General features: G+C 64.1%; 14 protein-coding genes. 3 read left to right on the top strand and 11 right to left on the bottom strand.

The genetic code is table 11. From position 1 onward, the window contains the following. Positions 1-57 precede the first annotated feature (57 nt). The 8 genes from gltB to pilM form a co-directional block, all read right to left on the bottom strand. Positions 58-4,503 carry a glutamate synthase large subunit gene (gene gltB, locus ACLEJP_RS22795; RefSeq protein ID WP_440810154.1) on the bottom strand — a complete coding sequence of 1,482 codons (4,446 nt, stop codon included), beginning with the start codon at positions 4,501-4,503 and terminating at the stop codon, positions 58-60. Between the two features lie 372 nt (positions 4,504-4,875). Next, positions 4,876-6,504: an AAA family ATPase gene (locus tag ACLEJP_RS22790; RefSeq protein WP_440810152.1), complete on the bottom strand. Its 1,629-nt coding sequence runs from the start codon at positions 6,502-6,504 to the stop codon at positions 4,876-4,878. Positions 6,505-6,519: 15 nt separating this feature from the next. Continuing rightward, complete coding sequence (gene aroB, locus ACLEJP_RS22785; protein ID WP_440810149.1) at positions 6,520-7,617, bottom strand: 3-dehydroquinate synthase; 1,098 nt, start codon at positions 7,615-7,617, stop codon at positions 6,520-6,522. Positions 7,618-7,715: 98 nt separating this feature from the next. Next, positions 7,716-8,234, bottom strand: coding sequence for a shikimate kinase AroK (aroK, locus tag ACLEJP_RS22780; protein ID WP_440810143.1), 519 nt, complete (start codon positions 8,232-8,234; stop codon positions 7,716-7,718). Between the two features lie 4 nt (positions 8,235-8,238). Beyond that, entirely contained in the window at positions 8,239-9,507 is a 1,269-nt protein-coding gene (locus ACLEJP_RS22775; protein WP_440810140.1) for a type IV pilus secretin PilQ, read from the bottom strand. Further along, positions 9,431-10,447: a pilus assembly protein PilP gene (locus tag ACLEJP_RS22770; protein WP_440810138.1), complete on the bottom strand. Its 1,017-nt coding sequence runs from the start codon at positions 10,445-10,447 to the stop codon at positions 9,431-9,433. The genes ACLEJP_RS22775 and ACLEJP_RS22770 overlap by 77 nt, the downstream gene beginning before the upstream one ends. Beyond that, entirely contained in the window at positions 10,444-10,980 is a 537-nt protein-coding gene (locus ACLEJP_RS22765) for a PilN domain-containing protein (RefSeq protein ID WP_440810135.1), read from the bottom strand. Before ACLEJP_RS22765 ends, ACLEJP_RS22770 begins: the two co-directional genes overlap by 4 nt. Next, entirely contained in the window at positions 10,977-11,858 is an 882-nt protein-coding gene (gene pilM, locus ACLEJP_RS22760) for a type IV pilus biogenesis protein PilM (RefSeq protein ID WP_440810133.1), read from the bottom strand. Before pilM ends, ACLEJP_RS22765 begins: the two co-directional genes overlap by 4 nt. A gap of 191 nt (positions 11,859-12,049) precedes the next feature. Between pilM and ACLEJP_RS22755 the strand changes: the two genes are divergently transcribed. Next, positions 12,050-14,500, top strand: coding sequence for a penicillin-binding protein 1A (locus ACLEJP_RS22755; RefSeq protein WP_440810202.1), 2,451 nt, complete (start codon positions 12,050-12,052; stop codon positions 14,498-14,500). A 92-nt stretch (positions 14,501-14,592) separates the two neighbouring features. On the opposite strand, the gene ACLEJP_RS22750 is transcribed toward ACLEJP_RS22755, so the two are convergent. The 3 genes from ACLEJP_RS22750 to rpmE form a co-directional block, all read right to left on the bottom strand. Continuing rightward, positions 14,593-15,861 (bottom strand): malic enzyme-like NAD(P)-binding protein, encoded by a 1,269-nt coding sequence (locus ACLEJP_RS22750; protein WP_440810130.1) that lies wholly within the window; start codon positions 15,859-15,861, stop codon positions 14,593-14,595. A 177-nt stretch (positions 15,862-16,038) separates the two neighbouring features. Further along, on the bottom strand, positions 16,039-16,860 hold the full coding sequence (locus ACLEJP_RS22745; protein ID WP_440810128.1) for a thermonuclease family protein: 822 nt from the start codon (positions 16,858-16,860) through the stop codon (positions 16,039-16,041). A gap of 2 nt (positions 16,861-16,862) precedes the next feature. Then, the gene (gene rpmE / locus ACLEJP_RS22740) at positions 16,863-17,078 is read right to left on the bottom strand and encodes a 50S ribosomal protein L31 (RefSeq protein WP_003257833.1); all 216 of its coding nucleotides are present in this window, start codon (positions 17,076-17,078) and stop codon (positions 16,863-16,865) included. Positions 17,079-17,245: 167 nt separating this feature from the next. Here rpmE and ACLEJP_RS22735 point away from each other — a divergent pair, with 167 nt between their 5' ends. Both ACLEJP_RS22735 and argS read left to right on the top strand, forming a co-directional pair. Further along, entirely contained in the window at positions 17,246-19,465 is a 2,220-nt protein-coding gene (locus tag ACLEJP_RS22735; protein ID WP_440810122.1) for a primosomal protein N', read from the top strand. Positions 19,466-19,584: 119 nt separating this feature from the next. After that, positions 19,585-21,321, top strand: coding sequence for an arginine--tRNA ligase (gene argS / locus ACLEJP_RS22730; RefSeq protein ID WP_289133559.1), 1,737 nt, complete (start codon positions 19,585-19,587; stop codon positions 21,319-21,321). The last annotated feature ends 1 nt before the right edge of the window (position 21,322 follow it).

Here is a 21,322-nt window from a genome sequence, read left to right as displayed (position 1 = left end):
AGACGATCACTTGAGCACGACAGGCCCCGCGCACGGGGCCGTCACTTGCAGCTGTTATTACTGCGGGTTGGCACGGGTGCTGGACAGCAGTTGCTTCAGGTTGGCCGCCTTTGGCTTGACCAGCCAGAAGCGCCGCACGTAGTCGTCCAGGTTCTCCGAGAGCTCACGCCCCCACTCGCTGCCGGTCTCCTCGACGTACTCGGCAAGGACCCGCGCCAGGTGGCTGCGATAGGCCTCCATCGCTTCACCACTGATCCGCTGGATTTCCACCAGCTCGTGGTTGAGCTTGTCGACGAAGGTATTGTCCATGTCGAGCACGTAGGCGAAGCCGCCAGTCATGCCAGAACCGAAGTTGTAACCGGTCTTGCCCAGGACGCAGACAAAGCCGCCGGTCATGTATTCACAGCAGTGATCGCCAGTACCCTCGACAACAGCGTGGGCGCCAGAGTTACGCACAGCGAAGCGCTCGCCCGCGGTACCGGCGGCGAACAGCTTGCCGCCAGTCGCGCCGTACAGGCAGGTGTTGCCGACGATGGCGCTGTGCTGGGTTTCGAACGGGCTGCCGGCTGGCGGCACGATGGTGACCTTGCCACCGGTCATGCCCTTGCCGACGTAGTCGTTGGCGTCGCCTTCCAGGTGCAGGTTCAGGCCACCGGCGTTCCACACGCCGAAGCTCTGGCCCGCAGTGCCCTTGAAGCGGAAGGTGATCGGCGCCGCGGCCATGCCCTGGTTGCCGTGCAGGCGGGCGATTTCGCCCGATACACGTGCCCCGATGGAGCGGTCGCAGTTGCAGATGTCGAGGCTGAACTCACCACCCGCCTGGTCGCGAATGGCCGGCATGGCCATTTCAACCATCTTCTCGGCCAGCTCGCCCTGGTCGAACGGCGGGTTCTTGTCGACTTCACAGAACTGCGGCTTGTCCGCCGGGATGTGCGGGCTGCCCAGCAGCGGCGACAGGTCGAGGTACTGCTGGCGCTCGGTGTCGCCTGGCAGTACATCGAGCAGGTCGGTACGCCCGATCAACTCGCCCAGGCTGCGCACGCCCAGCTTGGCCAGCCATTCACGGGTTTCTTCGGCGACGAAGGTGAAGAAGTTGATCACCATGTCGACGGTGCCGATGTAGTGGTCCTTGCGCAGCTTGTCGTTCTGGGTGGCGACGCCGGTAGCGCAGTTGTTCAGGTGACAGATGCGCAGGTACTTGCAGCCCAGGGCGATCATCGGAGCGGTACCGAAGCCGAAGCTCTCGGCGCCGAGGATCGCCGCCTTGATCACGTCCAGGCCGGTTTTCAGGCCACCGTCGGTCTGCACCCGGACCTTGCCGCGCAGGTCGTTGCCGCGCAGGGTCTGGTGGGTTTCGGCCAGGCCCAGCTCCCACGGGGCGCCAGCGTACTTGATCGAAGTCAGCGGCGAAGCACCGGTACCACCGTCGTAACCCGAGATGGTGATCAAGTCCGCATAGGCCTTGGCCACACCGGCAGCGATGGTGCCGACGCCAGCTTCGGCCACCAGCTTGACCGACACCAGGGCCTGCGGGTTGACCTGCTTGAGGTCGTAGATCAGCTGCGCCAGGTCTTCGATCGAGTAGATGTCATGGTGCGGTGGTGGCGAAATCAGGGTCACACCCGGCACCGCGTAGCGCAGCTTGGCGATCAGGCCGTTGACCTTGCCGCCTGGCAGCTGGCCGCCCTCGCCGGGCTTGGCGCCCTGGGCAACCTTGATCTGCAGCACTTCGGCGTTGACCAGGTATTCCGGGGTCACGCCAAAGCGACCGGTGGCCACCTGCTTGATCTTCGAGCTCTTGATAGTGCCGTAGCGCGACGGGTCTTCACCGCCCTCACCGGAGTTGGAGCGCGCACCCAGGCGGTTCATGGCCTCGGCCAACGCCTCATGCGCCTCTGGTGACAATGCACCCAGCGAAATACCCGCGGAGTCGAAGCGCTTGAGAATGGCCTCCAGCGGCTCGATCTGCTCCAGCGGCAGCGGCTGCTCAGCCACTTTCACCTTCAGCAGGTCGCGGATCATCGACACCGGACGCTGGTCGACCAGCGTGGTGTATTCCTTGAACTTGGCGTAGTCGCCCTGCTGCACCGCAGCCTGCAGGGTGTTGACCACGTCCGGGTTGTAGGCGTGGTATTCGCCACCGTGGACGAACTTCAGCAGGCCACCTTGCTGGATCGGCTTGCGCGCGCTCCAGGCTTCGGCAGCCAGCAGCTTCTGGTCGCTTTCCAGGTCTTCGAAGCGCGCCCCCTTGATGCGGCTGGACACGCCCTTGAAGCTCAGGCCAACCACTTCCTCGGACAGGCCGATGGCTTCGAACAGCTGCGCACCGCGGTACGAGGCGATGGTCGAGATGCCCATCTTCGACAGGATCTTCAACAGGCCCTTGGAGATGCCCTTGCGGTAGTACTTGAAGACTTCGTCCAGGTCACCCAGCACTTCACCGGTGCGGATCAGGTCGGCCAGCACTTCGTAGGCCAGGTACGGGTACACGGCCGAGGCACCGAAGCCCAGCAGCACGGCGAAGTGGTGCGGGTCGCGAGCGGTAGCGGTTTCCACCAGGATGTTGCTGTCGCAGCGCAGGCCCTGCTCGGTCAGGCGGTGGTGCACCGCGCCAACGGCCAGCGACGCATGTACCGGCAGCTTGCCCGGGGCGATGTAGCGGTCGCTCAGCACGAGTTGGGTCTTGCCGCTGCGCACCGCTTCTTCAGCCTGGTCGGCGATGTTGCGGATGGCTGCTTCCAGGCCGACGCTCTCTTCATAGTTGAGGTCGATCAACTGGCGGTCGAAGCCTTCGCGCTCCAGGTTCATCAGCGAGCGCCACTTGGCAGGCGAGATGACCGGCGAGCTGAGGATCACCCGCGAAGCGTGCTCGGGGGACTCCTGGAAGATGTTGCGCTCGGCGCCGAGGCAGATTTCCAGCGACATGACGATCGCTTCGCGCAGCGGGTCGATCGGCGGGTTGGTCACCTGGGCGAACTGCTGGCGGAAGAAGTCGTAAGGCGAGCGCACGCGCTGCGACAACACGGCCATCGGCGTGTCGTCCCCCATCGAACCGACCGCCTCCTGGCCCTGCTCACCGAGCGGGCGCAGCACCTGGTCACGCTCTTCGAAGGTGACCTGGAACATCTTCATGTACTGCTTGAGCTGGTCAGAGTCGTAGCTGGCCACGCCCTGGTCATCGGTCAGCGTCGCCTGGATGCGCGTGGCATGCTGACGCAGCCAGCGCTTGTACGGGTGGCGCGACTTCAGGCGGTTGTCGATCGCATCGGTGTCGAGGATCTGACCGGTTTCGGTGTCAACGGCGAAGATCTGCCCCGGGCCGACCCGGCCCTTGGCGATGACGTCCTCGGGCTTGTAGTCCCATACGCCGATTTCCGAAGCCAGGGTGATGTAGCCGTTCTTGGTGGTCACCCAGCGCGCCGGGCGCAGGCCGTTGCGATCGAGCAGGCACACCGCGTGGCGGCCTTCGGTCATGACGATACCGGCCGGGCCATCCCATGGCTCCATGTGCATGGAGTTGTATTCGTAGAAGGCGCGCAGGTCGGCGTCCATGGTCTCGACGTTCTGCCAGGCAGGCGGCACCAGCATGCGCACACCACGGAACAGGTCGATGCCACCGGTAACCATCAGCTCGAGCATGTTGTCCATGCTCGAAGAGTCGGAACCGACGCGGTTGACCAGCGGGCCGAGTTCTTCGAGGTCAGGGATCAGGTCGTTGGCGAACTTGGTGCGACGGGCCATGGCCCAGTTGCGGTTGCCAGTGATGGTGTTGATCTCGCCGTTGTGGGCGAGGAAGCGGAATGGCTGCGCCAGCGGCCATTTCGGCAAGGTGTTGGTAGAGAAGCGCTGGTGGAACACGCAGATCGCGGTTTGCAGGCGCTCGTCACCCAGGTCCGGATAGAACGCCGCCAGATCGCGCGGCATCATCAGGCCTTTGTAGATGATGGTCTTGTGCGAGAAGCTGCAGATGTAGTGGTCGGCGTCGTGGGCGTTGGCCACGGACGAACGGCGACGGGCACTGAACAGCTTGATGGCGAATTCCTGGTCGCTCAGGCCTTCACCACCGATGAATACCTGCTCGATCTGCGGCAGGCGCTCCAGGGCCAGGCGGCCGAGCACGCTGGTGTCGATCGGCACCTTGCGCCAGCCGACCAGCTTGAGGCCGGCTGCGAGGATTTCGCGGTCCATGTTGGCACGGGCGGCTTCGGCTTTGACCGGGTCCTGGTTGAAGAACACCATGCCGACGGCGTACTGCCTGGGCAGCTCGGCGGCGAAAGTTTCCTGGGCCACGGCGCGCAGGAACTGATCGGGCTTCTGCATGAGCAGACCGCAACCGTCACCGGTCTTGCCGTCGGCGTTGATGCCGCCGCGGTGGGTCATGCAAGTCAGTGCCTGCATGGCGGTTTGCAGAAGGTGGTGGCTCGGTTCACCCGTCATGTGGGCGATCAGGCCAAAACCACAGTTGTCCTTGAATTCTTCGGGATGGTACAGACCTGTTTTCATAGACACATTCTCACCAGGTTCACCTCTCAACGGAGGCAAATCTCTTTTTTAACAACCACTTACCATCCACGCCGATCAAACGCCAGCTTTTTGCGGTGGCCATGGAAAACCATTGTTGCACAGCGACAGCGATGCTCACAAATTTTCATGTCTCACCATTGAAAATTTATGTCGCAATTTTGAATGTTTTTACGCCGCACGCCGTGATAGCGACTTGGCTCGAGTCTGAAGCGTTTCAGCCATGACTGCAAGTGAGGCTTTTGGCCGGCAGTCTGGGACAGAAAAGCCTGCCGCGCTCAGGCACAGCAGGCTAGTCGAAGTTCTGTAATCGCTCAGCAACTGGGCAGCGGGGTGGTGCCGCCCGGAAGGTAATCAGCGAGCCGTGGCAAGCTCTTGTTGAACGCTGCCGACGGTACGTGGCCAAGGTTTACCAGCCTGGACCTTCGCTGGCAAGTTCTTGATTGCCGCAACCGCCGCATCACGGTTGGCAAAGTTGCCGTAAGTGACGACGTACAGCGGCTTGCCCTGGAGGTTTTTCTTGAAGTAGCGATAGTCGCCACCCTGGGCCTTGACGAAGGCCTGGGCCGACGCTTCGGAGCTGGTACCCAGGATTTGCACCACGTAATTACCCGGCTTCTGCCCGGCGTACCAGCCACTGTTGCCACTGCCACCAGCAGCTGGCTTCTCGGCAGGCTTGGCGGCTGGCTTGGCCACGGCGACCTGGGTCGGCGCCGGGGTTGGCTTGGCTGGCGCAACCGGCTTGACCGGCTGGGTTGCGACAGGCTTGGGCGCAGGCGCAACCGGCTGTGGCTGTACCGGCTGGGCCGGCGCAACGGCGACAGGTTGGGCAGGTACTGGCGCCGGGCCCGCCTGCACACCCTGCGGTGGCGCGATGGTGGTCACGGTAGGCGGCGGGTTGCCAGGCTGCAGCGCGGTATCACCGGCCGGGCTGCCCTCTTCGCCCTCGCCCATGCCGGCAGCCTGGGCCAGCGGCTCGCGCATCACCGGCTGCGACTGGCCAACCAGTGGTAGCGGCATCGGCTGGGACGAACCCGAGAACTCGATGGCCGGGTTGCCACCATTGCCCTGGCCTTCACCCAGCGGCAGCTGTGCCTGGGCGACGGGCGCCTCGGCGGGTGCCTTGTCGCCTTTCCTGGGCATCAATACCGCGGCCGCTACGGCGACCACGACCACAGCGGACAACGCGAGCACGTGTTTTTTAGGCATCTTGAACCCCATGGATGGTCGCTTGGCCGTGGAGCGGCTGGCGATCATGGCTTCGATCAAAGTGTCACGGGCGACCTGGTTGATGTTGCCAGGCCAACCGTCAGAGTTTTCATGGATATCGACGATCTGTTCGCGGGTGAACACCTCGATGCCCCGGCCAGCACCTTCCAGGCGCTGCTCCAGGTACTCGCGGGTTTCTTCTTCACTGTAGGGGGCGAGCTCGATGATGTGGAAGCGTTCTTCCTCGATATTCAGCTCATCCAGCCCGGCAATCAGCGAAGGTTCACCGAACAGGAACACATGCGGGCGCCCCTCCGGTACGCCTGCGGCCAATTCCAGCAACGCTTGGAGTGCCGACTCGTCAAGTTGTTCCGCATCGTCCACGAGCAAATACACTTCCTGGCCGGTCAGTGCCAATTGCACCACCTTGGCCAGGATTGCCTGCATTTCCGGCTGCGCCACATCCAGGCTCTGGGCGACCTGGCCAAGGACACTGGCCGCGTCGCTGGCACCACGGGCAGACACCACGACGCTCTGCACCGCCTGCTTGTTGGTGCTGGCCACCAGGGCCTGGCGCAGCAGGGTCTTGCCGCTGCCCAGCGGGCCGCTGACCACCAGCATCAATTGGCTGTAACGCGCCAGGTGGTGCAACTGGCCGAGCACGGGCTTGCGCTGGGCCGGGAAGAACTTGAAACCGGGCACGCGGGGTGCGAACGGATCGTGGCTCAACTGGTAATGGTCGAGAAAGGCCTCATCGGCATGCAAACTGGTCATTGCGCTGTCACAACCTCAAAGCTGGGCCACAATCGCGCGGTAATCCGCCGACAACGTGGCCTGTAGTATCTCTTTCGGATAGTCGTCGGTAACTACGGCCTCGCCCATCTGGCGCAGCAGCACCAGACGCAGACGGCCGTCGAGCACCTTCTTGTCGACCGCCATGTGCTCCATGAAATGCGCCGGGGTCATTTCCTGTGGTGGCACCACCGGCAAACCTGCGTCCTGCAACAGGCGGATTCCGCGATCGCGCTCGGCCTGGTTGATCCAGCCAAGGCGCATGGACATTTCCAGGGCCATCACCGTGCCCGCTGCAACGGCTTCGCCGTGCAGCCACACGCCATAGCCCATGTGGGTCTCGATGGCATGCCCGAAGGTATGCCCCAGGTTCAACGTGGCCCGCACGCCTGACTCGCGTTCGTCAGCCCCTACCACTGCGGCCTTGGCCGCGCAGGAACGGCGGATGGCTTCGGTCAGCGCCGTCGGGTCGAGGGCACGCAGCGCCTGCATATTATCTTCGAGCCAGGCGAGGAAGGGCTTGTCGCAGATCAGGCCATACTTGATCACTTCCGCCAGCCCTGCGGACAGTTCGCGTGCCGGCAGGGTGTTGAGGGTGGTGGTATCGATCAGCACCGCATTGGGCTGATAGAAGGCGCCGACCATGTTCTTGCCCAGCGGGTGATTTATGCCGGTCTTGCCGCCAACCGAGGAATCGACCTGGGACAACAGGGTGGTCGGCACCTGGATGAAATCGACGCCCCGCTGGTAGCAGGCCGCGGCGAACCCGGCCATGTCACCGATCACGCCACCACCCAGGGCGACCACGGTGGTACGACGGTCGTGTCGCGCCGCCAGCAGGCCGTCGAAGACAAGTTGCAGGGTTTCCCAGTTCTTGTGGGCCTCGCCATCGGGCAACACCACCGGCAGTACCGAATAGGCACCCAGGGTCTTGCTCAGGCGTTGGAGATACAGCGGCGCGACGGTTTCGTTGGAAACGATGGCAACCTGCCGCCCGGCAATATGCGGCGCCAGCAACTCGGGCTGGTCCAGCAGGCCTTCGCCAATGTAGATCGGGTAGCTACGCTCGCCCAGGTCGACCTTAAGTGTCTGCATGTATCCCCACAATGTACTTGAGCGCGGCGCCTTCGCGGCGGCGCCACACGGTAACGTTCAACCTCGCCTCGGCGCTGGTGGCCGAGAATAGTCCCGGGTTACCGGGGCGGCAACTGCTGCAAGCGCTCGAGAATGTCGATCACCACCATGCGTGGTGGCCGCTCGTCGGTTTCCACCACCAGGTCGGCGATTTCGCGGTAATGCGGGTCGCGGGTCTCCAGCAGGGCACGCAAGGTTGCCTCGGGATTGGCCGTGCGCAGCAGGGGGCGATTGCGGTCGCGCGCGGTACGGCCAACCTGTTGTTCCACCGAGGCATGCAGGTAGATCACCCGACCACCCCGGCGCAGTGCCTGACGATTGGCCTCGCGCATCACCGCACCGCCGCCGGTTGCCAGGACCACGCCGTCGAGTGCGCACAGCTCGGCGATCATTGCCTGTTCACGGTCACGAAAACCCGGCTCGCCTTCCTTGTCGAAAATCCACGGGATGTTGGCGCCGCAGCGCAGTTCGATTTCCTTGTCGGAATCCTTGAACAGCAGGCGCAGCTCTTTGGCCAATAGGCGTCCGATGGTGCTTTTACCAGCACCCATGGGTCCCACAAGTATCAAATTTCGCACAGAATCAACGACTCACAGCAATCGCCTGGTCACTCATGATACGCGGAGTCAGGAAGACCAGCAGCTCGGATTTTTTCTCTTGTAATGCATCGCGTCGAAACAGCCGCCCAACATACGGCAGATCGCCGAAAAATGGCACCTTGTCGACCACATTGTTTTGCGAAGTCGAGTACACGCCGCCGATCACGATGGTTTCGCCATCCATGACGCGTACCTTGGCATTGACCTCGTTCTTGCGAATCGGCGGCACATTGTTCAGTGCGTTGACGTAATCCGGCTCGTCCTTGGTCACCCTGACGGTCATGATCACCTTGTTGTCCGGGGTGATCTGCGGGGTCACCTCCAGCGATAGCGAGGCTTCGCGGAACGCGACCGAAGTGGCGCCGCTCTTGCTGGTTTCCTGGTAGGGCACCTCGGTGCCCTTGAGGATCCTGGCGGTTTCCTTGTCGGCCGTGACCACCTTGGGCTGCGAGATGATCTCACCGTTGCCGCTCTTTTCCATGGCGCTAAGCTCGAGGTCGAGCAGCACGCCCCCACGCAGCAGGCCGAGGCCGATGCTGCTGCCGGCACGCTCCAGGCCGAGGTCGACGAACAGGTCTTTGCCCGGTTGCGGGCCTTCCTGGTAAAGCGGCCCGCCCCAGCGCACGCCGAGGCTCTTCTCGTAATCAACGTTGGCCTCGACGATACGCGCCTCGATCACTACCTGACGTACCGGCACGTCCAACTGCGCCACCAGTTGCCGCAATTCGGCAAGGCGCTCGGCCGGCTGGTGCACCACCAGCGTGTTGGTGCGCTCATCGACACTCAGGCTGCCGCGCCCGGCGAGAATGCCGTCATCAGCCAGGCTCGCCATCAGCAACTCCGCCAGTTCGGCAGCCTTGGCATGGTGGATGGGCAGCAGCTCCCGGCGCAACGGCTGCAATTGCGCCTCCAATGCCTGCTCCACGCGGGTATCGAGCGATTGCGTGGCAAGCTCGGATGCAGGTGCCACCAGCAATACATTGCCTTCCTGGCGCCGGGCCAGCCCTCTGCTGCGCAGCACCAGATCAAGCGCCTGGTCCCACGGCACGTCCTGCAAGCGCAAGGTGACATTACCCTGTACGGTATCGCTGGCCACCAGGTTGACGCCGGCATAATCTGCCAGCATCTGCAACACCGCGCGGACCTCCACATCCTGGAAGTTCAGCGACAGCGGCTCACCCTGGTACGGCGTGGCCGATGCCAGCCGGGTCGACAGCAGGGCTACCAGCCCCAACTTCATCACTCGTTTCATTCTGATCCGGGGCCTCCTTGCCCAGGCGCTTTGCGAGGGTGAGGAAGGCCGTGCGCTCGCGCCAACCTCCCGCCATGAACAGCTTTTCGCGCACCTCGACCTGACGCGGGTCGATTTGCGTCACTACGCCTTGGTCACGTCCCACCCGGTCGCCCAGGCGCACACGGTAGAGCCTGCCAGCTACCCTCAGCAGCGCTTCATGCGTGGCTCCGCGCGACAGGCTGCCGACCATTTCCAACTGCGCCAACGGCACGCTGGCCAGCCCGTCGCTCGGCAGCCGCGACGCCCCTGGGGCGAACGGGTCGATCGCTGGTACCGGCGTAGCAGCCCTGGCCGGCATCCGCGCCAGCACGGCGGGTGCCGGCGTGGGCGCCAGCGCCTGATAGGTATCAACCCGCAACTGAAGGCGCAGCAGGCCAGGCAGGCCATCGGCTGCAGCCAGCCGCAGGTAATCGCCGCGCAACACTCGCGCCTGGCCCAGCCAATCACCCAGCCATTGCCGCAAGGCCGTGTAGCGCCCCACCAACTGCAGCTCCAGAGGTACCCGGCGAAAGCCGGCCTGTTGTTCGCCTTCCTGGACGACGACCTGCTCGATGAGCAGACCATGGGCCTGCCCCATTGCCGCCAGGCGGTCGAGCAGATCACTCATGCCCTCGCCGGCCGCCAGCTGCCACTGAGCCTCCCCCAAACGTTGCTCGGCAAGCGTCACGGACGCCTGCAGTTGCTCCAGCTCGCCCACCCGCGCAGCACTGGCGGCCTGTTGCCCGGTCAGCTCGGCGTGCCGGGCTGTCTCGAGTGCCTGCTGCTGCAACGGCGCCGGCAGGCGGATCATGCAGCCCAGGCCGAATAGCGCCACGGCCGCCAGTATGGGTGCCAGTTGCCTGAAACGATTGGTATGACCGACCGCAGTCAGCCAGGCCAGCAGCTTTGTTGCATTCATGACCAGAACGCCGAAACACGCGCACTCAGTAGAAACTCATCGCCGCCCGGCAGGCTTTTGATGCGCTTGAGTTCCAGGTCAAGCAGTGCACTCGAGCGGTCCAGGTCGCGCATGAACTGCGCGACCACGGCACCGGACGTGGCCAGCCCGGTCACCTGCAGGCGACCGTTTTCAAGGCTGAGATCGAGCAACTGAATGCCTTGGGGCAACGCAGCCTCAAGGTCTGCGAACACGTCAGCGAGTACATCCTGATCGGCGCGCAAGCTTTCCAGTGACGTCGCCCGGGCGAGCAGGGTTTCATGCCGCTCTCGCACATCGGCCAGCGGCTGCAGTTGTTCATTCAACAGGCCAATGGCTGCCTCGCGCTGGCTGTTGGCAAGGGCCAGGCGCTCGCCGCGTTGGCGGGCCAGTTGGTCGACCAGCGTCACAGCACCCAGGGCCAACAGTGCGCCAGCGACCAGCTGTCGGCGCAAACGGCGGAGTACGGCCTGGCGCTGCCGTTCGCGCCAGGGCAGCAGGTTCAGCCGCATCATGCCTGCAGCCCGCCAAGTGCCAGGCCGCAAGCCAGGATCATCGAGCCATCGACGTGCTCAAGCCCAGCCAGGCCGGGCAGATGCCGACAAGGCATGTGCAGCCGGGCACTCAGGCCTTGCAGCCAGCCCGGGTCGATCGGGGTGCTGCTGGCAAGCCACAGGCACGCGGGCCGGGGCCCATCGGCAAGCAGCGCGTGCAGGTGCTCGGGCAACCGCTCCTTCATACCCGCTCCAACCACTTGCAGGTCCCGGCGCTGGTACAGCCGCCCCGGCTGCCAGTCATGAAGCGTCGCGCCGTGCGCTTCGATACGCAGCAGCGCTGTTGTCTCGGCGTCGCTGTCCGGCAACAGGCGGCACAGGGCAATGCTGTCGACCTCCACGGCCTCCAACTGCAACCCCGCCTCGTCGACAATGGCTTCGAGGGGCGTCATCGCGCTCTGCCGACATGCAGCCACCATTACCTCGACGCAACCTGGCTGAACGCCGGAGCCCCCGATGACCTGGAAATCCAGAGCCAGGTCTTCCAACGGAAAAGGAAACAACCGCTCTGCGTCCGCCAGCAACTGGGCCTCCATTTCCGCCTCATCCTGACCCGCTGGAAGCTGGCACAGCTTGCAAATCACCAAGTTGGCCGGCAGCGCCAGCGCGACCCGGCGCTGCCCCAGGCCGCTGCGGCGCCAGGCGCGCCGCAAGGCGGCCACCACCGTCGCGGGCTCTGCCAGCCAGTCTTTGCCAACCGACAGTTCGAACGGTTCCTGCGCAGAGGCATGCACCCGGTAGCGCCGGCCGCGCCGCTGCAGTTGCACGAGCCGAACAGTATCAGGGGCAATTTCCACCCCCACGAGTGAACCCGCATCCTTGCCGAAGCGTCCTAGCATCGTGGCTTCCTTGTCATAGTCGCAGCTATCTGTAGCAACCCCGCCAATACCGGGCCGCGCCGGCGCTTCGAGGCGACGGGCAGCCTGACCGGTAACCCGGAGGGGCTAAAAAATGCTTATAATGCCCAGCGTTTTTTGGTCCGCCGGACCCGCGTGCAATCCACTCCCAACCTGGACACCGAAAAGCCTTGATACGCCTGCTGAAGTTCTTCTGGTGGTCTTCCGTCGCAGTCATCTGCGCGCTCGTACTCGGTGTGAGCGGTGCGTTTCTGTATCTTAGCCCCAGCCTGCCCTCGGTCGATTCGCTCAGAAGCATCCAGTTGCAGATCCCCCTGAGGGTTTACAGCAGCGACGGCAAGCTGATTGCCGAGTTCGGCGAAATGCGCCGCTCGCCGATCCGCTTTGCGGAAATTCCCCCACAATTCATCCAGGCGCTTCTGTCAGCCGAGGACGACAATTTCCTCAATCACTACGGTGTCGACCCCAGCAGCCTGATGCGCGCCGCGACCCAGCTGGTGAAAACCGGGCACATCCAGACCGGCGGCAGCACCATCACCATGCAGGTGGCGAAAAACTTCTTCCTAACCAGCGAACGCAGTTTCTCGCGCAAGACCAACGAAATCCTGCTGGCCTTGCAGATCGAACGCGAGCTGACCAAGGACGAGATCCTCGAGCTCTACGTGAACAAGATCTACCTGGGCAACCGCGCCTACGGTATCGATGCCGCGGCGCAGGTGTACTACGGCAAGTCGATCCGCGATGTGAGCCTGGCGCAGATGGCGATGATCGCCGGGCTGCCCAAGGCCCCGTCGCGCTTCAACCCGCTGGCCAACCCGGTGCGCGCCAAGGAGCGCCGCGACTGGATCCTCGGCCGCATGTACAAGCTGGGCAAGATCGACGAAGCCAGCTACCAGGCAGCCCTGGCCGAGCCGTTGAATGCCAGCTATCACGTGCCCACACCGGAAGTGAACGCACCCTATATCGCGGAAATGGCCCGCGCCGAAATGGTCGGCCGTTATGGCAGCGATGCCTACACCGAAGGCTTCCGCGTCACCACCACGGTGCCCAGTGACATGCAGGAAATGGCCAACAAGGCCATCCTCAACGGCCTCTCCGAGTATGACGAGCGCCACGGCTACCGCGGGCCGGAAGCACGCTTCCCGGGCCGCACCCAGGCGGCCTGGCTGCAGGAACTGGGCAAGCAGCGCACACTGGGGGGCCTGGAGCCGGCCATCGTCACCCAGGTCGAGAAGACTGGCCTCAAGGTGCTGACCCGTAGCGGCCAGGAAGAACTGGTGGCCTGGGACACCATGAAGTGGGCCCGGCCGTTCATCAACAGCAATGCCCAGGGCCGCTCACCGCAGTCACCGGCAGATGTAGCCCAGGTCGGCGACCTGGTACGGGTCCAGCGCCTGGAGGATGGCAAGCTCAAATTCAGCCAGGTACCTGGCGCCCAGAGTGCGCTGGTCACCCTCGACCCTTACAGCGGTGCCATCCGCGCGCTGGTTGGCGGCTTCTCGTTCGAGCAGAGCAACTACAACCGCGCCATGCAGGCCAAGCGCCAGCCGGGCTCCAGCTTCAAGCCGTTCATCTACAGTGCCGCCCTGGATAGCGGCTATACCGCTTCCAGCCTGGTCAACGATGCGCCGATCGTGTTCGTCGACGAGTACCTGGACAAGGTCTGGCGACCGAAGAACGACACCAACACCTTCCTTGGCCCTATCCGCATGCGCGAGGCCCTGTACAAGTCGCGTAACCTGGTGTCGATCCGCCTGCTGCAGGCCATGGGCGTGGACCGCACCATCGACTACATTGCCAAGTTCGGCTTCAACAAGCAGGACCTGCCGCGCAACCTGTCGCTGGCCCTGGGCACCGCTACGCTGACCCCGATGGAAATCGCCACCGGCTGGAGCACCTTCGCCAACGGCGGCTACAAGGTCACCCCGTACCTGATCGAGCGCATCGAGAGCCGCAACGGCGAGACCCTGTTCACCGCCAACCCGGCCCGGGTACCGCAAGGCGCCGAGGACCACGCTGGCCTGGCGGCGCCCGAACAGCCGATCAGTACCGCAGCCATGCCGGGTGAAACGCCTGCCTTCAGCCAGGTGCCAGCTGCAGCACCGCAGGCACCAGCCGTGGCCGAACAGATCATCGACGGGCGTACCACCTACATCCTTACCAGCATGCTGCAGGATGTGATCAAGCGCGGCACCGGCCGCCGGGCGCTGGCCCTGGGCCGTACCGACCTGGCCGGCAAGACCGGTACCACCAACGAGTCCAAGGACGCCTGGTTCTCCGGCTACAACGCCGACTACGTGACCACCGTGTGGGTCGGCTTCGACCAACCGGAAACCCTTGGTCGTCGCGAATACGGCGGCACGGCGGCTCTCCCGATCTGGATGAGCTTCATGGGCGCGGCACTGAAGGACAAGCCTGAACATCCACCTGCGGAGCCGGAGGGCATCCTCAGCCTGCGCGTCGATCCGGTCAGCGGCCGGGCCGCCTCGCCAAGCACGCCGAATGCCTACTTCGAGCTGTTCAAGGCCGAGGACTCGCCGCCTTCGGTGGACGAGCTGGGCACCGGAGCGGCGCCTGGCAGCCCGCTGCCAGCGGATGAAGCGGCACCGATGGATCTGTTCTGAAGCCCCCGGTGGGGCCACACCCATCGGGACAGCGACAAACAAAAAGCCCCGGCTCATGCGAGCCGGGGCTTTTTTGTGTCGCTCAGCTGCAATCAGCCGTTGAACACGTCATCCACGCTCTTCAGCGGGTAGTGCTTCGGATACGGCAGGGTCGCAACGCCGGATTCGATGGCAGCCTTGGCCACGGCGTCGGAAACGACGGTGATCAGGCGGGCGTCCAGCGGCTTTGGAATGATGTACTCACGGCCGAACTCCAGGCCTTCGACGCCGTAGGCTTCGCAGACTTCCTTCGGTACTGGCAGCTTGGCCAGGTCCTTCAGGGCGATGGCGGCAGCGATCTTCATTTCTTCGTTGATGCGCTTGGCGCGCACGTCCAGGGCACCGCGGAAGATGAACGGGAAGCCCAGTACGTTGTTGACCTGGTTCGGGTAGTCGGAACGGCCGGTAGCCATGATCACGTCGCTGCGGGTGGCGTGTGCCAGCTCCGGCGAGATTTCCGGGTCCGGGTTCGAGCAGGCGAACACGATCGGGTTGGCAGCCATCGACTTCAGGCCTTCGGCGCTCAGCAGGTTCGGGCCCGACAGGCCTACGAACACGTCGGCACCGTCGAGGGCGTCAGCCAGGGTACGCTTGTCGGTCGCGTGGGCGAACTGCGCCTTGTACTGGTTCAGGTCGTCGCGGCCAGCGTGGATCACGCCGCTGCGGTCGATCATGTAGATGTTCTCGACCTTGGCGCCCATGCTCACCAGCAGCTTCATGCAGGAGATGGCGGCAGCGCCAGCACCCAGGCAGACGATCTTGGCGTCTTCCAGCTTCTTGCCGGCGATTTCCAGGGCGTTGATCATGCCGGCCGCAGTCACGATGGCGGTACCGTGCTGGTCATCGTGGAACACCGGGATGTCGCACTGTTCGATCAGGGTACGCTCGATTTCGAAGCACTCAGGGGCCTTGATGTCTTCGAGGTTGATACCACCGAAGGTGATCGAGATACGGCGAACGGTGTCGATGAATGCCTGCGGGCTTTCCGATTCCACTTCGATGTCGAACACGTCGATACCGGCGAAACGCTTGAACAGTACGCCTTTACCTTCCATGACCGGCTTGGAGGCCAGCGGGCCGAGGTCGCCCAGACCGAGGATGGCAGTGCCATCGGAAATCACCGCAACCAGGTTGCCCTTGCCGGTGTATTTGTAAGCCAGCTCCGGATCACGGCCGATTTCACGCACCGGCTCGGCAACGCCTGGGCTGTAGGCCAGGGCGAGGTCGCGAGCGGTGGCGGTGGGCTTGGAGAGTTCGACGCTCAGTTTCCCCGGACGAGGTTGGGCGTGATATTCGAGAGCGGCGGTTTTCAGGTCTGACATGGTGGGCATTCCGCTGTTTACTGTTCTGACGGACCGCCGAGGATACGCAAAGAGCCGGGGAGCCACAAGACTGGCCGGTCACTTGTGTCAAGGCCTTTAGCCTACGACTTTACGCTATAACCCACGGCGCATACGGCTGACAGTGTGTACAATCTGATAGCGAAATGTCTACAACTTTTAGCCTGAAATACGTTCCAACATGCTTGGATCGGTCAATGGCAACACCCAGCGCCGCTGCCCTGGCTTGAGGCCGCCCTTGCGGGAACGATCCAGCACCCAACCGCGCGCCTCGACCTGGCGTCCCTTGAGGTTATCGAAGAAGCTGGCGGGGAAGTTACGTTGCAGACGAGCGGGAACCTGCAGCACCACGGCATCGTCCAGGTTCAGCCAAACTCCGCCACGGTTGCGCTGCACAGCTTGGATACGGCCGGCGACAACGGCGAAACCGGACTGCCGCAGCTGTTCGGTACGCAGCACTGGCGAGCGTCGCCATAAGCCGGCACCCGCTTTGCGCGCCGCCTGCTCGGCAAGCTGGTGGCAAGCACTGAGGCGCACATTGGGGGCAACTGCCACCCGATAGCCCAAGCCCTCGACGAGCAATTGTGCTTCCAGATTGTCGCCATTGCTGGCGTAGATATGCGCCAAGGTTCGGCCGTACTTGTCTTTGCTGTCGATGCCAGGCACCAAACCGACACGCCCGTCACTGGCCTTGACCAATCCCTGCAGGCGCCGCTTGGCGGCCTCCGCATAGGGTTCGCTGGTACGCCCGTTACGGCCGATTTCCGGGGCATTGATACCTATCAGCCGCACGCTGCGACCGTCGACCAGACGCAAGGTGTCGCCATCTACCACGTGGCGCACTGCCACCTGTTGCGGCCTGTCCGGCAACGGGCAGAAAGCCTGGGCCGGAAGGTGCCAGATGACGGCCATAAAAAAGGCGCCCACGAGGGGCGCCCTTTTTTGCAGCAATGCGAAACCCGAGGGGTTCGCCATGCGCATGATTACTTCTTGGTACCGAACATACCGAAGCGATCGGCGAACTTCTGTACGCGACCACCGGTGTCCAGGACTTTCTGCTTACCGGTGTAGAACGGGTGGCACAGGTTGCAAACGTCGATCGCCAGGGTGCTGCCCAGGGTCGAACGAGTTTCGAACTTGTTGCCGCAGCTGCAGGTGACTGCAACTACTTCGTAGTTCGGATGAATATCTGCTTTCATGGTCACTTCCTCGAGCTGCGTGCCGCCACCCAACACCAATTGTTGAATACCGCACGTAATTAGGCGGCGAATAATACCAGAGCGTCGCGCCAGTGCAAGTTGTCGCTTGCACCGACCGTCGTCTGCTAGGCTCGCCAGTTCTTGAAACGCCCTCCGAGACTTTCCGCGTGTCCGACGTCATCCTGCGCCTTGCCCTGCCCTCCCCGCTGCGTCGCCTGTTCGACTACAAGGCACCGGCGAGCATGGCGCGCCAGGCCCTGGCCCCGGGCATGCGTATCCGCGTGCCTTTCGGCCGCCGCGAAATGATCGGCGTGCTGGTAGAGGTCTGCGAGCACAGCGAGGTACCGGCAGACAAGCTGAAACCGGCCAGCGCCCTGCTCGACCCGGTGTCACCGATCCCGCCGTCGCTGTTCAGGCTGTGCCTGTGGACCGCCCAGTACTACCAGCACAGCCTGGGCGACACCCTGAACTGGGCACTGCCAACGCTGCTGCGCCAGGGCGAACCGGCCGAGATGCGCCAGGAGCGCTTCTGGCATGTCGCCCCCGGTGCCCGTCTGGAAGACCCGCGCATCGCCCGTGCCCCACGCCAGCGCGACGCCCTCAAGACCCTGGCCCAGCACCCGCACGGCGTGGCCCACAGCCTGCTGGCCAAACTCAACCTGAACAAGGACAGCCTCGACCTGCTGCTGGCCAAGGAGCTGGTGCAGATCGAGGTGCGCCGTCACCTGCCGGCGTTGCGCCACGAACACTGGCTGGCGCAACCTGAGCTACCGCTCAACGAAGAGCAACGCGAGGCCTTTGATGCCGTGCGCGAAGGCTTCGGCGGCTTCGCGGCATTCCTGCTGGCTGGCGTGACCGGCAGTGGCAAGACCGAGGTCTACCTGCAATTGATCCGGGAAACCCTGGAAGCCGGCAAACAGGCACTGGTGCTGATACCGGAGATCAACCTCGGCCCGCAGACCCTGGCGCGCTTCGAGCAGCGTTTCAATGCCCGCATCGCCCTGCTGCATTCGGCGGTGAACGACCGCGAGCGCCTGGACGCCTGGCTGGCGGCACGGGACGGTGAAGCGGACATCATCATCGGTACCCGCTCGGCGTTGTTCACGCCGATGAAAAACCCCGGCCTGATCATCATCGACGAAGAACATGACGGCTCCTATAAGCAGCAGGAGGGCCTGCGCTACCACGCCCGCGACCTGGCGCTGGTGCGCGCCCACCAGGAAAACATCCCCATCCTGCTCGGCTCGGCCACGCCGTCGCTGGAAACCCTGCACAACGCCCTCAGCGGGCGCTACCGCCTGTTGCGCATGAATCAGCGCGCCGGCGGCGCACGCCCACCGCGCATGCTGCGCCTGGACGTGAAGAGCCTGCCGCTGGACAGTGGCATCAGCGGCCCGTTGCAGCAGGCCATCCGGCAGACACTGGAGGCGGGCCAGCAGGTGCTGGTGTTCCTCAACCGCCGCGGCTTCGCCCCGACCTTGCTGTGCCACGACTGCGGCTGGCTGTCGGAATGCCCGCGCTGCGACGCGCGCATGACCGTGCACCAGCGCTCCGGCGTGCTGCGCTGCCACCATTGCGGTTATGACGAACGCCTGCCGCAGCAGTGCCCACAATGCAACCACGTCGACCTGCGCCCGGTCGGCGCCGGCACCGAACGGGCCGAAGAGCGCCTCAAGGTGCTGTTCCCGGATTACCCGATCCTGCGCGTGGACCGCGACAGCACAGCGCGCAAGGACGCCATGCACCACCTCTTCAGCACCATCCAGCGCGGCCAGCCGAGCATCCTTGTCGGCACGCAGATGCTCGCCAAGGGCCACCACTTCCCACGGGTGACCCTGGTGGCCATCCTGGATGCCGATGGCGGGCTGTTCTCCGGCGATTTCCGCGCCAGCGAGCGCATGGCGCAGCTGATCGTGCAGGTAGCCGGGCGTGCCGGGCGTGCCGAAGAGCCTGGCAAGGTCATCATCCAGACTCACCTGGCCGACCATCCGCTGCTGGTGCAGCTGACCGAACAAGGCTACTTCGCCTTTGCCGAGCAGGCCCTGCAAGAGCGCCGGGCGGCGGGGCTGCCGCCCTACTCGCACCTGGCGCTGCTGCGCGCCGAAGCGCACCGGCCCGGGCAGGCCGAAGGTTTCCTCGACGAGGCCTGCGCCGCCGCCGAGCGCCTGGTAGCCGAGCAGGGCCTGGCAGGCATCGAGCTGCTGGGGCCGGTGCCGGCCCCGATGGAGCGGCGGGCCGGGCGGTTCCGCGCGCAACTGTTGATACAGGCCAATACCCGCGCGCCTTTGCATCGACTGATCAGCGCCTGGTTGCTAGTGTTGGAGCAGATGCCGAGCGGGCGCCAGGTGCGCTGGTCTCTGGATGTCGACCCGGTAGACCTGTACTGAAACCGGGTCCGCTTTGCGGCCCAAAGGTTGGCAACCCGCTCCCGGCCACGGATAATGCCCAGTTTTTCCACCTGCGCATCGAAGCGCTCCACCGCGCTTGCGGTCGAAAAGAGATCCCCATGAAAGACACCATTCGCCAGCTGATCCAGCAAGCCCTCACCCAACTCGTCACCGACGGTGTGCTGCCTGAAGGGCTGTCGCCGGCGATCCAGGTGGAAAATGCCCGGGACAAGACCCATGGCGACTTCGCCAGCAACATCGCCATGATGCTGGCCAAGCCGGCCGGCATGAAACCACGCGACCTGGCGGAAAAACTGATCGATGCACTGCCCGCCAGCGCCGATATCAGCAAGGTCGAGATCGCCGGCCCCGGCTTCCTCAACTTCTTCCAGAACACCGCCGCGCTGGCCAACCGCCTGGATGCCGCGCTGGCCGACGCCCACCTGGGGGCACGCAAGGCCGGCCCTGCGCAAAAGGTGGTGATCGACATGTCGGCACCCAACCTGGCCAAGGAAATGCACGTCGGCCACCTGCGTTCGACCATCATCGGCGACAGCGTGGCGCGCGTGCTGGAGTTCCTCGGCGACGAGGTGATCCGGCAGAACCACGTAGGCGACTGGGGCACCCAGTTCGGCATGTTGCTGGCCTACCTGGAAGAAAACCCGATCACCAGCGACGAACTGTCGGACCTGGAAAACTTCTACCGTGCCGCCAAGAAACGCTTCGACGAGTCCGAAGCATTCGCCACCCGGGCCCGTGGCCTGGTGGTCAAGCTGCAGGCTGGCGACCCGGACTGCATGGCGTTGTGGACACGCTTCAAGGACATCTCGCTGTCGCACTGCCAGAAGACCTACGAGCTGCTCAACGTCAAGCTGACCATGGCCGACGTGATGGGCGAGAGCGCCTACAACGCCGACCTGGCCAACGTGGTAGCCGACCTCAAGGCCAAGGGCCTGCTGGTCGAAGACCAGGGCGCCCAGTGCGTATTCCTCGAGGAATTCAAGAACAGCGAAGGCGAGCCACTGCCGGTGATCGTGCAGAAGGCCGACGGCGGCTACCTGTACGCCACCACCGACCTGGCTGCCGTGCGCTACCGCAGCAATGTGCTCAAGGCCGACCGCGCCCTGTACTTCGTCGACCAGCGCCAGGCCCTGCACTTCAACCAGGTGTTCGAAGTCGCCCGCCGTGCAGGCTTCGTCGGCCACCCGATGCAGATGGAACACATGGGCTTCGGTACCATGAACGGCGCCGACGGCCGCCCATTCAAGACCCGTGACGGCGGCACCGTGAAGCTGATCGACCTGCTCACCGAGGCCAAGGAGCGCGCCTATGCGCTGGTCAAGGAAAAGAACCCGAGCCTGGCCGACGAGGAGCTGCGCCGCATCGGTGAAGTGGTGGGCATCGGCGCAGTGAAGTACGCCGACCTGTCCAAGCACCGCACCAGCGATTACAGCTTCAACTTCGAGCTGATGCTCAACTTCGAAGGCAACACCGCGCCTTACCTGCTGTACGCCTACACCCGCGTGGCCGGCGTGTTCCGCAAGCTGGGCAAGGGCTTCGACCAGGTCGAAGGCAACATCGTGCTGCAGGCCCCGCACGAACAGGACCTGGCCGCGCGCCTGGCGCAGTTTGGCGAAATCCTCAACAACGTGGCCGACAAGGGCACGCCGCATGTGCTGTGCAGCTACCTGTACGACCTGGCCGGACTGTTCTCCAGCTTCTACGAGAACTGCCCGATCCTCGCCGCCGAAACGGCAGAGCAGCAGCAGAGCCGACTGCGCCTGGCAGCCCTGACTGGCCGCACCCTCAAGCAAGGTCTGGAACTGCTCGGCCTGGAAACCCTGGAGCGCATGTAAG

Origin of the sequence: Pseudomonas sp. SMV7, assembly GCF_052041995.1 — a bacterium.
In the GTDB taxonomy this organism is placed as follows: Bacteria; Pseudomonadota; Gammaproteobacteria; order Pseudomonadales; family Pseudomonadaceae; genus Aquipseudomonas.
The sequence above is the reverse complement of the archived record's forward strand: the minus strand, read 5'-3'. Positions and strand labels throughout refer to the sequence as shown.

Coding starts and splice junctions, on each gene's coding strand:
- ACLEJP_RS22750 (WP_440810130.1), bottom strand. CDS start 15,861: ATGTCAGACCTGAAAACCGCCGCTCTCGAATATCACGCCCAACCTCGT.
- argS (WP_289133559.1), top strand. CDS start 19,585: ATGAAAGACACCATTCGCCAGCTGATCCAGCAAGCCCTCACCCAACTC.
- ACLEJP_RS22770 (WP_440810138.1), bottom strand. CDS start 10,447: ATGAATGCAACAAAGCTGCTGGCCTGGCTGACTGCGGTCGGTCATACC.
- ACLEJP_RS22765 (WP_440810135.1), bottom strand. CDS start 10,980: ATGATGCGGCTGAACCTGCTGCCCTGGCGCGAACGGCAGCGCCAGGCC.
- rpmE (WP_003257833.1), bottom strand. CDS start 17,078: ATGAAAGCAGATATTCATCCGAACTACGAAGTAGTTGCAGTCACCTGC.
- pilM (WP_440810133.1), bottom strand. CDS start 11,858: ATGCTAGGACGCTTCGGCAAGGATGCGGGTTCACTCGTGGGGGTGGAA.
- gltB (WP_440810154.1), bottom strand. CDS start 4,503: ATGAAAACAGGTCTGTACCATCCCGAAGAATTCAAGGACAACTGTGGT.
- aroB (WP_440810149.1), bottom strand. CDS start 7,617: ATGCAGACACTTAAGGTCGACCTGGGCGAGCGTAGCTACCCGATCTAC.
- ACLEJP_RS22790 (WP_440810152.1), bottom strand. CDS start 6,504: ATGACCAGTTTGCATGCCGATGAGGCCTTTCTCGACCATTACCAGTTG.
- ACLEJP_RS22775 (WP_440810140.1), bottom strand. CDS start 9,507: ATGAAACGAGTGATGAAGTTGGGGCTGGTAGCCCTGCTGTCGACCCGG.
- ACLEJP_RS22745 (WP_440810128.1), bottom strand. CDS start 16,860: ATGCGCATGGCGAACCCCTCGGGTTTCGCATTGCTGCAAAAAAGGGCG.